At 32.6% G+C, this 14,568-nt stretch carries 14 protein-coding genes; 9 read left to right on the top strand and 5 right to left on the bottom strand.

Annotated features, from left to right (window positions below; genetic code table 11):
- The first annotated feature begins 44 nt into the window (after nucleotides 1-44).
- The 6 genes from ACHAJD_RS08685 to ACHAJD_RS08660 all read left to right on the top strand — a co-directional run bounded on the left by ACHAJD_RS08685 (nucleotide 45) and on the right by ACHAJD_RS08660 (nucleotide 6,975).
- Nucleotides 45-644 carry a DUF445 domain-containing protein gene (locus ACHAJD_RS08685; RefSeq protein WP_435585474.1) on the top strand — a complete coding sequence of 200 codons (600 nt, stop codon included), beginning with the start codon at nucleotides 45-47 and terminating at the stop codon, nucleotides 642-644.
- A gap of 81 nt (nucleotides 645-725) precedes the next feature.
- Entirely contained in the window at nucleotides 726-1,793 is a 1,068-nt protein-coding gene (locus ACHAJD_RS08680; protein ID WP_435585473.1) for a metallophosphoesterase family protein, read from the top strand.
- Nucleotides 1,790-4,156, top strand: a complete 2,367-nt coding sequence (locus ACHAJD_RS08675) for an ATP-binding protein (RefSeq protein ID WP_435585472.1) — start codon at nucleotides 1,790-1,792, stop codon at nucleotides 4,154-4,156. Before ACHAJD_RS08680 ends, ACHAJD_RS08675 begins: the two co-directional genes overlap by 4 nt.
- 66 nt (nucleotides 4,157-4,222) lie before the next feature.
- A complete protein-coding gene (locus ACHAJD_RS08670) occupies nucleotides 4,223-5,053 on the top strand; it encodes a PHP domain-containing protein (RefSeq protein WP_435585471.1) in 831 nt (276 codons plus the stop codon).
- 68 nt (nucleotides 5,054-5,121) lie between these two features.
- A complete protein-coding gene (locus ACHAJD_RS08665; protein ID WP_435585470.1) occupies nucleotides 5,122-6,603 on the top strand; it encodes a histidine kinase N-terminal 7TM domain-containing diguanylate cyclase in 1,482 nt (493 codons plus the stop codon).
- 90 nt (nucleotides 6,604-6,693) lie between these two features.
- Nucleotides 6,694-6,975, top strand: coding sequence for a helix-turn-helix domain-containing protein (locus ACHAJD_RS08660; RefSeq protein WP_435585469.1), 282 nt, complete (start codon nucleotides 6,694-6,696; stop codon nucleotides 6,973-6,975).
- Between the two features lie 39 nt (nucleotides 6,976-7,014).
- Here the strand turns inward: ACHAJD_RS08660 and ACHAJD_RS08655 are convergent, their stop codons facing one another.
- The 4 genes from ACHAJD_RS08655 to ACHAJD_RS08640 form a co-directional block, all read right to left on the bottom strand.
- Nucleotides 7,015-7,185 (bottom strand): DUF1328 domain-containing protein, encoded by a 171-nt coding sequence (locus ACHAJD_RS08655; protein WP_435585468.1) that lies wholly within the window; start codon nucleotides 7,183-7,185, stop codon nucleotides 7,015-7,017.
- A 61-nt stretch (nucleotides 7,186-7,246) separates the two neighbouring features.
- Nucleotides 7,247-7,993, bottom strand: a complete 747-nt coding sequence (locus ACHAJD_RS08650) for a DUF92 domain-containing protein (protein WP_435585467.1) — start codon at nucleotides 7,991-7,993, stop codon at nucleotides 7,247-7,249.
- A complete protein-coding gene (locus tag ACHAJD_RS08645; protein ID WP_435585466.1) occupies nucleotides 7,990-8,619 on the bottom strand; it encodes a diacylglycerol/polyprenol kinase family protein in 630 nt (209 codons plus the stop codon). Before ACHAJD_RS08645 ends, ACHAJD_RS08650 begins: the two co-directional genes overlap by 4 nt.
- Entirely contained in the window at nucleotides 8,619-9,476 is an 858-nt protein-coding gene (locus tag ACHAJD_RS08640; protein ID WP_435585465.1) for a phytoene/squalene synthase family protein, read from the bottom strand. Before ACHAJD_RS08640 ends, ACHAJD_RS08645 begins: the two co-directional genes overlap by 1 nt.
- 189 nt (nucleotides 9,477-9,665) lie before the next feature.
- Between ACHAJD_RS08640 and ACHAJD_RS08635 the strand changes: the two genes are divergently transcribed.
- The 3 genes from ACHAJD_RS08635 to ACHAJD_RS08625 all read left to right on the top strand — a co-directional run bounded on the left by ACHAJD_RS08635 (nucleotide 9,666) and on the right by ACHAJD_RS08625 (nucleotide 13,159).
- The gene (locus ACHAJD_RS08635) at nucleotides 9,666-10,046 is read left to right on the top strand and encodes a rhodanese-like domain-containing protein (protein WP_435585464.1); all 381 of its coding nucleotides are present in this window, start codon (nucleotides 9,666-9,668) and stop codon (nucleotides 10,044-10,046) included.
- Nucleotides 10,047-10,127: 81 nt separating this feature from the next.
- Nucleotides 10,128-12,377 carry an endonuclease I family protein gene (locus ACHAJD_RS08630; protein WP_435585463.1) on the top strand — a complete coding sequence of 750 codons (2,250 nt, stop codon included), beginning with the start codon at nucleotides 10,128-10,130 and terminating at the stop codon, nucleotides 12,375-12,377.
- A gap of 41 nt (nucleotides 12,378-12,418) precedes the next feature.
- Nucleotides 12,419-13,159 carry a S1 family peptidase gene (locus tag ACHAJD_RS08625; protein WP_435585462.1) on the top strand — a complete coding sequence of 247 codons (741 nt, stop codon included), beginning with the start codon at nucleotides 12,419-12,421 and terminating at the stop codon, nucleotides 13,157-13,159.
- 34 nt (nucleotides 13,160-13,193) lie between these two features.
- Here ACHAJD_RS08625 and ACHAJD_RS08620 read toward each other — a convergent pair whose 3' ends face one another.
- Complete coding sequence (locus ACHAJD_RS08620; RefSeq protein ID WP_435585461.1) at nucleotides 13,194-14,459, bottom strand: MFS transporter; 1,266 nt, start codon at nucleotides 14,457-14,459, stop codon at nucleotides 13,194-13,196.
- Nucleotides 14,460-14,568: the final 109 nt, after the last annotated feature.

The raw sequence follows: 14,568 nt of genomic DNA, 5'->3' as shown, positions 1-14,568 counted from the left end.
TTAGCAATGGATAAACCATTAAAACAGAAAGGAATCGTGAAACGATGGAAAACGTCATACGCTTACTAACCATGATATTTATCGGTGGTCTTATTGGGTATTCTACGAATAAAATTGCAGTAAAAATGCTGTTTAGACCGATTAATCAAAAACGCTTTTTGTTTTTTAAATTTCAAGGCTTACTACCAAAAAGAAAATCTACCATCGCAAAATCCATGGGTGAAGTCATAGAACAAGCATTTTTAAGTAAGGATGATATTTTCGATGCGTTCATGAATGAAGAAACCTCACGTGAATTTAAAGCCGTTTTAAAAGAACGCCTAACTCAAAAAATTAGTGCCATTGTCCCAAGTATGTTTCGCAGTATGCTAGGCCCTAATTTAGATACGATGATTAAAACCTTTATTGACACTGAAGGCGATGCACTTATTCACGAACTCTTTGATAATATCAAAAACAAAGGCATTGAAAAACTAAATATTCCTATGCTTGTAGAAGAAAAAGTAGAAGCCATGGATTTAATAACATTTGAAAAACTCGTTTTAGAGATTGTTTCAAAAGAATTAAGACATATTGAGTTAGTCGGGTTATTCTTAGGAATGGCTATAGGGGCAGTTCAATTTGTGATCATTACATTTATCTAAGATGGCTAGCCATCTTTTTCTTTATAGAACGCAATTCTTTGTTATAATGAATTATGTAGATAAGTATTTAGGAGGCACGTTATGAAGTTTATTCATACTGGAGATCATCACTTAGGGCTATCGCTTAAAAGTGCATCATTCGCAAAAAGTGATGCCTATAAAAAACGCATGCAAGAAGTTCAGTCTGCGTTTTTTGATTTGTGCGAAATCGTTAAAACAAGCCCCACCGATTTTATGGTATTAACCGGTGATTTATTTGATCATGCACGTGTCAAAATAAGCTTAATTGAAGAGGTTTTTTATACATTAAATCGTTTAAATAAACCCATTTATATTACGATAGGAAACCACGATACTTTTTTACATAACGCTGCTTTTGAAAATATAAGACAATTAGAAAATATTCATTTTTTCTCAAGTGAACAGTTTAAATACACCTATAAAAACGTAGATATTTACGGCATGAACACCAAAGACTATAACGAAGATAAACTCACTGAAATAATCACTAATATAGACCCAAACCAAAAGAACATTTTATGCTTACATGGCGATATCTTTAATGCTAAAGATGATCACTATCTATCCAGCAAAGCGTTCTTAAAAAAATTACCATTTGACTATATTGCACTCGGACACATTCATAAACATGAATTTATCGATAAACACATAGCCTATAGTGGCAACTTAGAACCTTTTGATTTTTCTGAAACAGAAGTTAAAGGGTATATTTTAGGCGATTTAAGTGAACCCACCTTTACATTTATCCCCTTTTCTAAAAGACGATTCGTTATTAAAAAAATCACATTAACTAGTGAAGATACCATACAAACCATTAAGCAAAAAATCTTTGAAGCAACGACCAAAAAAGAACGCGACAATGATTTTATACGTGTCATTTTAGAAGGAAGAATCAACCGCAGTCTTCATTTAAATGATGATGCTTTTTTACTCATCCAAGATGACTATTATTATATAGAGTTTAAAAACCAAACCAAATATGACCTTGATTTAGAGGCGTTAAAAAAAGCCTATAAAGATACAATCATTGAGTATTTAATCGATAGTTACCACGAAACTGAAAGCGATGAAGAAAGTTTAGTCTTAGCCATTGATGCCTTACTTGAAACAGAGGAGACCTCAAGATGAAACTAAAAAAAGCGCTTATTCAAGGATTCGGAAAATTTAAAGATGAAACATTCGATTTTGAACATGGACTCAATGTTATCTACGGCTTAAATGAAGCAGGAAAAAGTACGTTGCACAGTTTTATTGAAGCCATATTTTATGGCTTTATTGATCCAACCAAATCAAGAAGAAACTATTTACCCCAACACGAAATCTACGAACCTAAAACAAGTGAGTTTTACGGGGGTAGTTTAATTTTTGACTATAAAAATCAAACGTACCGATTAACTAGAAACCTTCAAAAAAATGCAAGAAAAGATGTTGTAAAGCTATTCATTGAATCAACAGGTAAAGATATTACAGGAACCCTTGATATCGACCCAGTAAGCAAATTACCAGATATTGCTAAATTTATTGATATCCCTTACTTAATCTATAAAAACACATTAAGTATAAGACAACTAGAAAGTGAAACCCATAAAGATTTAGGCATAGATTTAGTAAGTAGACTACAAAACTTGCAAACGACTAAAACAGAAACATTCTCTTCATCTAAAGCGATTGGTTATTTAGATAAAGCCTTAAAAGAAATCGGCACTGAAGGCCAACGCAAAACAAGCCCTTTAGGAAAAACAGTGGAACAACTTGAACATTTAGAAAACGAAAGAACTGAAGCTATTAAAGTTCATGAAGAAACCCTTGAATTAAAAGCACTTCTAGAACATAAAATTAAAGAAAAACAGGCACTTGATGAAAAACAAAGCAGCCTAAACAAAGTTCACCAACAAATTATCAACACACAAAAGAAAAATGACTATGATAATTTACTTAACATTAAAGAACAAATGAACGTACTAAAGGATGAACTTAAACAACTGAGTGCCTATGAAATTAATCCACAAGATGATTTTGACACCTACACACACAACACTTTGATGAAAGAAAATATCACAAAAGAGTTAAGTGAATCTAAAGACTTACTCGAGCAAAAAGAACAAGCGCTTATAGCACTTAAAGAACAAGCCTCAAGTAACAAACTATCTGTTTCATTTGATGAGTTAGTAGAGGATCGCAGTAAAATCATCAATTTAGAAAAAGCGATTAATCCTGATAAACTAGAAACCTTGCGCACCCAGTATGAAACATCCGCAACCAAACTAGAAAATACAGTAACCCAAGTCACAAAACTGACTAAGCATAAGAAAACAGCTTTAATCCTAAGCCTATTTATTTTACCACTGATTTGGCTAATGATTGTATCATTTAAGCTTGATACGGCTAAACGGTTGATTAAAGAATATGAAGCAACCTATAATCAAGCTAAAAAAGATTATGATAAAGCCAATTTAGACCACATAAAAGCAACTGAAACCTTAGCGACAACCTTAGAAAAATATAGCACACCTTCAGTAGAAGCCTTCGAGAAATATTATTTTAATGCAAGTCGTGTACAAAGCATTCAAGAAAGTATCCAAAGAACCACCGAAGAAATCACAGCACTTGCTACTAAAATACAAAGGCTTAATGAAAACTTAAAGACCTTAGACTCTAACATAAAAACCATTGAAAAAACCTATAAAATTTCTTCAATTGATTCGTTTAAAGCCTATAGAAAGCACCATAATGTTTATCATGAAAAAACACTTTCCTTACGTTACCTTGAAAAAACATTTGAAGAAACAATAGGCAACGATACGCTTGATACTTTAAAAGAGGCTATTGATTTTAACTTAGAACCAACTGATGCGTCAGTAACATCGGTTAATCAAGCATTAAAAACACTTAATGAACAAGAAACTGAACTTACTAGTACGATTAGTCGCCTAAGAACGCAAATCGATCACAACATCACCTCAATGCGCGATATAGAGGCCATTGAAACGGATATAGGATTTAACCAAGAAACATATGAAAAACTCTTAAAACGTAAAAAAACACTTGAAAATGCGATTGAGCGTATTAACCAGGCTGTTAGTAAAATTGAAGAACACTTTGCGCCACTTCTTAGTGAAGGTATTAGTAAATACTTAAAACTATTTACAAATCAAAACTATGAAGAAATCAAAGTACGTAAAGATTTAAGTTATTCTGTTTATGCGAAAAAGACCAATCAACTAGAAATGAAATCCTATTTTTCTCAAGGCACAAAAGATCAAATTTATTTTGCGATGCGTTTAGGGATCCTTGATACTCTAAAACAAACAAACGCCCCCCTTATTTTAGATGATGCGTTTATTGCTTATGACGATGAGCGCTTAAATCATGTATTAGAAGTCTTAAATACTATGCAAAATGACAGACAAATATTACTATTTAGTTGTCAAATGCGTGAAAACCAAATGTTAGGTAAATTAAAGATTAATTACCATAAAATGAAATTATAAATAAAGGGGTTTTATTTGCATAAAACCCTTTTAAACGTTACAATAAACTGTTAATGAGGTGGTATTTTGAAAGCAGATTTACATATGCATACGACCGAGTCAGATGGTCGTCTAACAAGAGAAGAACTATTTAAACATGTCAAATCACGTAACATTGATATGATTTCTATAACTGACCATGATACGTGTAAGCACGTAGATGACAATATAGCTTTAGCTAAAGAATATGGCATTCAGTATATTCCAGGAATTGAATTATCAACGCTATATGAAGGAAAGAATGTCCACCTACTAGGCTATTTTAGAGGTGAAGGCTATAAAGCTAAAAAAATGCTTAATTACTATGTTGAAATTAAAAAGGGCCGTGAAGAACGTGCTAAAAAGTTTGTAAAAAACTTAAAACAATTTTATAATATTGAAATAACCTATCAAGACATATTAGATGTTTCTAATGGGATTATCGCAAGACCGCATATTGCTAAAGCGATAATTCAAAAATATCCACAGTATACGCACAATGAAATATTTGACAGATTTATTGGGGATCATACAGAAGCATTTGTACCAAGTACTGAATTACATGTTAGTGAAGGGATAAAACTATTACGCGAACATAATTGTTTGATTGTTTTAGCTCATCCTAAATTACTTAAACATCATATTCATGATAAGGTCTTGGCCTATGATTACGATGGAATCGAAGCGATATATGGCATGCATGATTATGAAAACATGCAGTACTATAAAAAAATCGCAAAAAATCGTAACCTCATTATAACTGCAGGGAGCGATTATCACGGTATTCCAAATGATCATAAGCATAAAGATGTTGGTGATGTCTATTTAGAAGGTGAAGATTTAAAGCGCTTTTTAGAGGCTTTAGGTAAAACAAAATAAAGCAATTACGGAAGTAATTGCTTTTTATTAAAACAACAATAAGGCTTTACTAAAATGGTGGTGATTATATGTCAGTCGGTCATATCATACTAAACGTTCTTTTATTTTCAACCATATTAACGATGTTTTATATCGTTTCTTATGCATTGCCTAAAAAGCAATCATTAGTTACACAACTCACAGGACTTTTAGCTGGACTTTCAACCGTATATATTTTCGGGTATTTGCTTGAAATAAATACATTTACATTAGAAGGCAAACTTTTTTGGAATTATGTGCAGTATTTAAGTATTCCGTTTTTACCAATCATTTGGATGTTAATTGCCATTGCCCATTTAAAAAATCGCTTACCTTCTAAAAAACAAATTTACTTATTAATGATAATGCCTGTCTTTGTATTTATTAGTAGGTACACCAATCACTTCCACGGGTTATTTTATAAAGAATCAGAACTTGTTGACACCCCTATATTTTTAGCGATAAATAATGTGCCGGGAATAATATTTTATATTCAAATTATCTTTTTACTCATCGTTATCATAATTACAAACATTATTTATTACAAAGCCTATAAAGAAGTTAAACATATCGCAAAATCTACCACATACCGTTTATTCTTAGTATCACTATTCCCTACATTAGGTATATTAGCAAACGTAGGGTTAAGAACTTTATTACCCATTGATTATGCAGCATTTTTATTTCCTATATCCATTATCCTAATTATTAATATATTAAAAGGTGAATACTTTTTATCCATTAAACCTTTTGCAAGAAATGAAATATTCTTAAATGCTGAGGATGCAATTCTTGTTTTAGATAATGATGGTAAAATTATCGATTATAATTTAAAAGCTAAAAAAATATTTAATCATTTTGATACACTATTTAACAAGTATTTTAGCCAATTAAAACATCAATATATGCACTTTCCAGTTATGGCAAGTGATGAAGATTACGGCTACTTTGAAGAAAATGACGTCACTTATCAAGTGAAAAAAAATACGATTAGAAACAGTCATAATATAAGACTTGGCTCACTTGTCACTTTAACAGACGTCACTGAAAATATGACAGCCCTTAAAAAACTAAAAGCAAACGAGAACCATATTAAATATCTTTTATACCACGATCAGTTAACAAATTTATACAATCGTCACTATCTTGAAGAGTTTCTTAAAAACCTCTCAGGAAAACAACATCCAATGCCTTTAGTGTTTGTCGATATGAATGAGTTAAAAACAGTTAATGACTACTTTGGTCATCAAAAAGGCGATGAGATATTAAAAGCCTTAGCGGAATTAATCGTATCTCAAATTAATCACGATGATATAGCTGTGCGTTTAGGTGGTGATGAATTCTTAATATTAATGCCTACTAAATCTGAAGATTATGCATTAAATATTATTGAAAAACTTAAGAATGAATCAGCAAAAAAACAACATTTATCGATTGCATTAGGCTATGCAATTAAAGAACATACCGATGATTTTGAGTACACGTATAAACTTGCAGAAGATCAGATGTACCGCAACAAAAACAAAAAATAAAAACTAAAATCGCTTTAAAAAGCGATTTTTCTTTTATGAGTGATATCATGTATGATATAATACGATTACAAACTTTAAAAGGAGTCTTCTATGGATAGGGATAAAACACCATTATTTAAAGACCGTAGGTTTATAAAAGATTTCGATGATATCACATTCGAGTTTGAGCTTATTAAAAAAATTATCGATTTAAGACAAAAGAAAAATATGTCTCAAAATGACTTAGCTGAAAAAATGAATACAAAACAATCAAACGTAAGTAGAATGGAAAATGCCAAATCTATTCCATCACTTACGATTTTACACCGTGTCGCAAAAGCGTTAGATTGTGAACTAGAAGTAACCTTTAAACCCCTGAAAAAGCAAAAATGAAATGCCTAGGCATTTCATTTTTTTGTAAACTTAAGTTAATTAAAACGGTGGATTGAAGTTACGTCCAAAAATCAATGTAATTAAAAATAAAATAATAAAAATAAAGAATAGTACTTTTGCGATTTTTGCGGCCGCAAACGATAATCTACCAAATCCAAAAAATCCTGCCACAATTGCTACTAAAAAAAATATAATGGCCCACTCTAACATAAAAATCCTCCTTTACATCTTAAACATTAAACAATTTTAAAGCTGATTTTGTTGGGAATTTTTAAATAAAATAAAACAAGTAGACACCTAAAAGCAATACACCAATTAAATTTGACAATAAATTTACTTTATTGTTTGAGATCCAAGTAAACCCACTATAGTATATTGACCCTTCATATTGATTCTCAACGATCTCATTTGTTGATAAATCTCTATATTTTGCCTGTATGGTGCCAAGCATAGTGTCTATAAGACTTCCCAAAAAAGCAAAAATAAATACTAAAAAAACATAGATTAATTGATCGGTTATGATAAATATAAGCGCAGAAAACACAATTCCAGCTAATATACTAGCAGAAAATCCAAGTAGAGAAACCCCACCGCTCAATCCTTTTTTCATAACTTTAAAAGTAAAAATATGACGAGGATCGTTTTTTGATAATCTGCCAATCTCACTACTCCATGTATCACTTGCAGCCATTGCGATTGAAGCGACGAGTAAAACTAAAAATTCAAAATTCCCATAAACGTAATAAAGCATTCCGGCAATCGTTGCAATTAATCCATTTGATAAAACTTGAACTGCCGTTCTACGGCTTGATTTTTTATCGGGATTAAAATTACTAATAAGCGATGAAAGCACAAAAAATAAAATTAATACTAAAAATGCAAACCAACCCGCAAACCCAAAAATGAGGGTTCCTAAAACCAGTGCAGTTAAAACACCCGATTCGCTTAAGGATTCTTTTTTGTATGCTAAAACCCCAATAAGCATACTAAGTATAAATCCAATGACAAAATCGGTCATAAAATAATAACTAATAACAAAAATATGAGTAAGGCCACACTTAAATTATCGAGACCTTTAGGGGTATAAAGTTCTACAAGTGTCGCAAAAATTGCAACAATGATCATAAGTGCCCAAAGATGTGGGAAAAATATAAACCCGATAACTAGAGTTGAAGTAAACATCGTTATCACACCATATAACGTTTTATTTTGATAAAGATTTTTAGATTTAAAGTGTTTTCCGATTACAGCTGCTAACCCATCACCATACCCCATCGCTAAAATGGCTACAGCCCCTGCTTCAAGCATGTTAAGCCTAAACGCAAAGAATGTTATGATAAATAAACTTGCAGCATAATAAACAGTGCCTAAATCATTAGCAGATTGTTCATCACGCTCCATGGATTTAACTAAATTAAATTTATAAGATAGATAGTTCAATACAATGAATGTTGCAGGTGGAATCATCGCTAAGTAATACTCATTTGGCTCAAATAAAAGCATCGCAATAATCCACCAGTTAGAAACACCAATGTGGATAAATTTACGACTGCCTTCATCATTAAATATTTTAAGTTTATCAAGTACAGTTGCAATGCCTAAAATTGAAAATACAAAGCCATAAGAGTAAGCAAGTGCAAGCATTACATCAGTCCTCTTTTCTTAAGATGTCTTTTCGCTTTAGACATGATCATGAATTTCTTAAAGTTACTTAAAGAGTGTGTTTTGTTTAAATTAGTATAATCTTTTTTAACAATCTCATCTAATATACCTTCATAAAAACGTGCAGCTAAATAAGTTGGGTATACAGCATCTTTGTCAAAAAGTTCTAAATTATCATAAAATACTTTATACTTTTTCTTAGCCATTTTTACATAATGGTCTACTAATGTACGCCATTCAGGCGTAACTAATCCTGTTCTTAAGATTTCAATATTAATATTATATTCTTCTAAAGTTTCATCTGCAAAATACACGCGGTCTTTCATAAAGTCTTCACGTACATCACGCAAAATATTCGTTATTTGCATCGCTTTACCAAGTTCGATTGCGACGACTTTTAAGTTTTTAGATTCTGATTTATATTTTTTACTCGCCACAACAGGTAGTAACATTAAGCCAACCGTTCCTGCAGCTTTATAACAATATTCATCAAATTCTTTTTCTGTTGTGATTGGTTTTGCATAATAATCATCCCTCATGCCATCAAGTAAATCTAAATAAGGGGATACATTTGAAGGGAAACGCATGATACTTTCGTATAATGCTTCAAATAATAAATCTTTAGGCACATCACCTTCAAAAGTACTTTTTACTTTCTTCTTAAGTGTGTTCACTTTTTCTAAATCGTTATGTTCATCAACCGCATCATCTGCGGTACGACAAAATGCATAAATCGAAAAAACAGCATTCGCTTTATCTTTTTCTAGTAAAGAAAATGCCTTATAAAAACTTTGACTACTTTCTTTAATAATATTTTCACAATACAAATATTTGTCCATTTTAAACCCTCACTTCTTTGTGATACTTTGATTATAACGAAAATCACACCAAAAGTAAACGCGCACACAAAAACCCCCAACTTAATTAAATCCTAACTTGCCGCATAAAAAGACTGAAACCGTGATAAAATATAACTAAAGTGTTTAGGATAAGGCATAAATTTATGCGCAAGAAAGCGAAGTGTAAGTTTGAATAAAATAACCCTACAAACAATTGATCAATATTTAAACGATGAGTCATTAGCCTTAATTGATATAAGAGAAATAACTGAATGTGCTCAAGATGGTATGATTAAAGGATTTAGCATTATCCCCTTTCACACAGTCCTTAATGCAGGCACTGCATTTTATCCATTAGATTCAACTTTTGATACATGGTATTTTGAAAATGAGCAGACCTTTAAAAAACATTTTCCTAAAGATAAAACACTTGTGCTTTTGTGTCGCGCAGGAAACAGAACAAGAGCGTTAGAAAAAGCATTAAGATATTTGGGTTATAAAGCTATCATTGATCTTGGCGGTATTATTGATTATAAGGGAGACAATTTAACTTATTATAAAGCATTATAAACAAGGGATAATTAAGCATTTTATCCTTTTTCTATAGGGTTAAAATGCTATAATATAGTATCAAAAGAAAGAAGTGATTTTATGAAAAAACTTGCGTTACTTATTGTATCTGCGTTCCTAATAATGAGTTTAACAGGATGTGGATTTTTTATGCAATTATTTCCATCAAATGAAGGTGCTTATACACTATATCTAGAGAGCTCTTTAGAAAATGTTGATCTTTCTAGACCCCACCAAACAACCTTTTCTAGTGGAGACCAAATCACGGTTGAAGCCCCGATTGTTGAAGGGTATCGTTTTGATCATTGGTTTAATTTAGATACTAATATAAAAGCTTCAACTTCAAGAAGTTATACGTTTAATATAACCGGTCACACCCGCTTAAAAGCCATCTACCGCGAAGCAGTATATTTTAATTTAAATGTATCAAGTAACGCGGGCAGTAACGCAGTTACTTTAAGCAATGAAGGTCCCTTACTAGAACAAGATGCTGTTACGCTTACAGCACTTGAGGTTAGTGGGTATACATTCCATCACTGGTTAGATTTAGATACGCTAGAAATTGTTTCTTTTAATGAAGTATATTCTTATGTCGTGTTTAGAAACCGTAATATTGAAGCCGTGTATGTCCCCGATACAAAAATACATGTATTTTTGTATTCTAATATTACAGATATTACTGGTGGACACGCCTTAGAACGTGAAGTGATAAGTATCAATAAAGGAGACGTGTTTAATTTTATTGCGGCTGATCATGAAGCCTATACATTTAAGCATTATTATGACTTTACAAACCAACGCATTATTTCGGATATGTCTGAACTGAATCAATCATTTGATACATCCATTATTTTGTTTGTGATTTATGAAACAGAACTAGAACCAAAACTCTTTTACCGTACAGGATTTGATGATGCAACAAAAGGCTCATATACAGGTGGCGAGGTAGAAACTGATAACCGTGCATGGTGGTTTGAAGAGGCTTTACTTGGCTTAAATCAAAACGATTTATTTGACGGAGTCCGTTCTGTGCGCCTAAGAAATTCGGGAAGTCCTTATATAGAAACCTTGTTTACAGTTAGTGATGCTTATAAAATCGAGTTTGATGCAGGGATATTTATCGGAGATACGCATACGGATTTAAGTTTATACATATCAACAAATCAAGAAGATTGGACGTTAGTAGAAACCTATAATTTAGATAACACCTTACAAACATTCACACAAAGTTTACTTGAATATGCCGATCAAGAAATTTACATTAGACTAAAAGGGACAGGTGTAAGTAGAACCAACATTGATAATTTAAGTATTTATAGACGTAATCTCTTCGCACCTGATTATCCTGAAATTATAGCGAAAGAAGGCACGGTTACTTTCCCAAATAACTCTGAACGCCTTACCATTAATTTTAATGCAAACTTTAAAGAACATTATTCTTATGGGGACCCATGGGATCCAAGTCACTGTATGGCTATAGATATTATCATTGGTGAAATAGAATGTAATGTCTATGGTTATGTTAATACGCAAGTTTTAGGCGAATATGAAGTGACTTACTACGCAATCGATGAAGACGGTAATTACGCGTCAATGACCTATACAAAAGTTGTTTTAAAAGATGCAACTTTACTAAATTACAATTATGACCAATATTATGAGGGGTTAAATGGTTTATATGGAGAAGCCTTACTGCTTGCATTAAGAGAAATCATCCAAGAAGGCGTTATTTTACAACGTTATGAAGATGCTAAAACGATTTTAGCAGAAGCTGATGTACATCCAACTGATCCCAATAGTGTTTTAGCGATTTATTCGCATTCAGCTGTCCCGCGTGTTTGGGATAGTGTTAGTTGGCACCGTGAACATGTTTGGCCAAATTCTCTTTTAGGGATTGCCCGTACAACAGAAAGTCAACGTAATATCGGTAGTGATTTACATAACTTACGTGCGATTATTCCAAGCATCAATTCCAGCAGAAGCAATAAATTCTTTACAGACACCGTCACCTCAGATACTTACTATCCAGGTGATGATAAAGGCGACGTTGCGCGTATATTATTTTATATGATTACGATGTATCCACATCTAACTTTAATTGATGATGTTTTGTCAAATGATCCCGACACAAACTATACGCCTGAAGGTGCCTTTATGGGCTCACTAAGTTTTTTGATTATGTGGCATTTCTTAGATCCAGTCGACGCTTTTGAAATAAACCGTAATGAAGTAATTTATACTTACCAATTTAACCGTAACCCATTTATTGATTATCCCCATTTAGTTGAACTGATCTTTTTTGATCACCCAAGCATTCCTCTTTCTTCTTAAAACCAATTAATTGATGTATAATATGAGTAGTAGGTGATGATATGAAGCGATTACTAGTAGTACTTAGTTTAGTCATGAGCATAATGGTTTTATCGGGGTGTGAGTACATAATCCCACCGGTTTCTTCAAGTGAACTTCAAGTGAAACTTATGGCCACAAGAGAAATCATTCGAGAATCTAATGTCGGCATTAGAGTAGAAGTGAGCGCTGAAGGCATTACCAACAGAAACTGTAGTTTTACTTCTAAAGGCTCTGGCGCTGTATATAAAGAAGATAGTGAGTATTATTATGTACTCACCAATTTTCATGTCGTCAATACTCAAGAGTGTACAAATGTTGAGTATGCGATTTACCTACTCAATTTTGCGGGTGAAGAAGATACGGTTGATGCAGAACTTGTCATTTTTGATGAAGACTACGATTTAGCCGTTATTAAATTTTTAAAAGATGATTACATCATTCCATTAATTGATATTGATACAAGACTAGGAACTGCGTTAAAGCGTGGTGAAATGGTCTTATCCGTTGGAAACCCTAGTGGTCTTGATGCGATTGTTACATACGGTGAATATTTACGCATGACTAATATTGACCTTGTCGATTTTCCTGTCATCTACCATACCGCGATGATTTATTCAGGCAATAGTGGTGGCATGCTTACCGATATAGAAGGCGCTTTAATTGGTATTAATACATGGGGCAATCCTAGTAACACAGAAGGCTTAGCCGTCCCGCTTATTAAAATCCATGAATTTTTAACGTTATACGATTTACAACCATAAAAAAAAGTGGTCTCCTATTAAGGAAACCACTTTTTTAATAATCTTTTTTCGAAGGTTTACGAATAAAAAATGATGATAGTAATGCTATAAATGTATACACCATCATAATTAAGATGGCGATTGTATAAGTGCCTAATAAGTCATATTCAACCCCAAACGGGAGTGGTCCAAGTGCGCTACCTAATACCATGAATACGGTTGCGGCGCCTCTAATACTTCCTAAATACTTTCTTCCAAAGTAAGTCGGCCATAAGTAATTTAAGGTTACCCCTTGAATGGCAACTGCGGTTCCATAAAATAAAATAAACATAATCGCAGTCCCAGGTCCATTAACCGCAAAAGCTAACCAAGCCATTCCTAAAATAACTAGGCTTAATGTTATACTTAAAATAAATTTCGCTGGATATTTATCAATAACAATACGGGCGATAAACGGCATAAAAAATGCCGGAAAAGCAATTAACCCAATAATGAAAGCAGCATATTCGTTGGTGACATTACGAAGTTCCATCATTCTAAAGAAATGAAATGTCACCCCGGTTGAAAACATAGAAGGAATGGTACTAATAATTCCTACGATCCAAAATTCTTTCGTACGAAGCGCTTGTTTTAATGTAAAACTTTCTTTTTCCATTTTAGCTAAAGAAGCTTCAACACTATCAGGATTTTCACCTAAACCATTTTCCATGGGAATGCCAATATCTTCAGGTTTATTAATAACAAACAAATAAACAAGTGGTACAAAGCCTACCATTAAAATAATACTCCATATACGCCAAGCATTTTCCCAACCGTAGTTAGTAATCATCCATAAATTAAATAAAGGCACACTGAGTGTTGCAAGTAAATTTCCAATACCTGCTAAACTTATCGCAAATGCACGTCGTTCTTCAAACCATTGCGGAACCAAACTATTAGGAATTAATGTCATAGACCCTTGCCCTAAATAACGCAATAAGAAAAACCCGACAAAAATCATTCCAATATTAGCCACAAAGCTATTGTAAAACGCGGTAACAGCTAACCCAATACCCACAATCATTAACATACGCTTTTGACCAAATCGGTCAACCGCTTTACCCATAAAGATTAAACTTAACCCACTAATGGTTGTGGCAATACTATATCCACTTGATATCAGTGTGCTAGAATAACCAAAATCATTTTGGTAAGCATTAATAAATACACTAATAGAGTAGGTTTGTCCAGGCGCAGAAAAGAAGAAAGATAATCCGCTAATAAGGACAATCATCCAACCATAATATAATCGTTTATTTAATTTTAAAGCCATCTCGCGCATTAAACCACTCCATTTCGCCTTGGCTATTATATCAAACTTTTTCTAAAATTAGAAGGCTTATGCCAAAAAAAATAAGCAATAAAAGTATGGGTTTGTTATAATAGGTAAA

This window comes from Liberiplasma polymorphum, from assembly GCF_043951795.1.
In the GTDB taxonomy this organism is placed as follows: domain Bacteria; phylum Bacillota_I; class Bacilli_A; order Izemoplasmatales; family Izemoplasmataceae; genus Liberiplasma; species Liberiplasma polymorphum.
This window is presented reverse-complemented; position numbering and strand designations above follow the sequence as displayed.

What these genes read in the sequence shown, in the direction of transcription:
- ACHAJD_RS08660 (WP_435585469.1), top strand. Translation starts at nt 6,694, where the DNA reads ATGGATAGGGATAAAACACCATTATTTAAAGACCGTAGGTTTATAAAA.
- ACHAJD_RS08640 (WP_435585465.1), bottom strand. Translation starts at nt 9,476, where the DNA reads ATGGACAAATATTTGTATTGTGAAAATATTATTAAAGAAAGTAGTCAA.
- ACHAJD_RS08680 (WP_435585473.1), top strand. Translation starts at nt 726, where the DNA reads ATGAAGTTTATTCATACTGGAGATCATCACTTAGGGCTATCGCTTAAA.
- ACHAJD_RS08675 (WP_435585472.1), top strand. Translation starts at nt 1,790, where the DNA reads ATGAAACTAAAAAAAGCGCTTATTCAAGGATTCGGAAAATTTAAAGAT.
- ACHAJD_RS08645 (WP_435585466.1), bottom strand. Translation starts at nt 8,619, where the DNA reads ATGCTTGCACTTGCTTACTCTTATGGCTTTGTATTTTCAATTTTAGGC.
- ACHAJD_RS08630 (WP_435585463.1), top strand. Translation starts at nt 10,128, where the DNA reads ATGAAAAAACTTGCGTTACTTATTGTATCTGCGTTCCTAATAATGAGT.
- ACHAJD_RS08685 (WP_435585474.1), top strand. Translation starts at nt 45, where the DNA reads ATGGAAAACGTCATACGCTTACTAACCATGATATTTATCGGTGGTCTT.
- ACHAJD_RS08625 (WP_435585462.1), top strand. Translation starts at nt 12,419, where the DNA reads ATGAAGCGATTACTAGTAGTACTTAGTTTAGTCATGAGCATAATGGTT.
- ACHAJD_RS08655 (WP_435585468.1), bottom strand. Translation starts at nt 7,185, where the DNA reads ATGTTAGAGTGGGCCATTATATTTTTTTTAGTAGCAATTGTGGCAGGA.
- ACHAJD_RS08620 (WP_435585461.1), bottom strand. Translation starts at nt 14,459, where the DNA reads ATGCGCGAGATGGCTTTAAAATTAAATAAACGATTATATTATGGTTGG.
- ACHAJD_RS08665 (WP_435585470.1), top strand. Translation starts at nt 5,122, where the DNA reads ATGTCAGTCGGTCATATCATACTAAACGTTCTTTTATTTTCAACCATA.
- ACHAJD_RS08650 (WP_435585467.1), bottom strand. Translation starts at nt 7,993, where the DNA reads ATGACCGATTTTGTCATTGGATTTATACTTAGTATGCTTATTGGGGTT.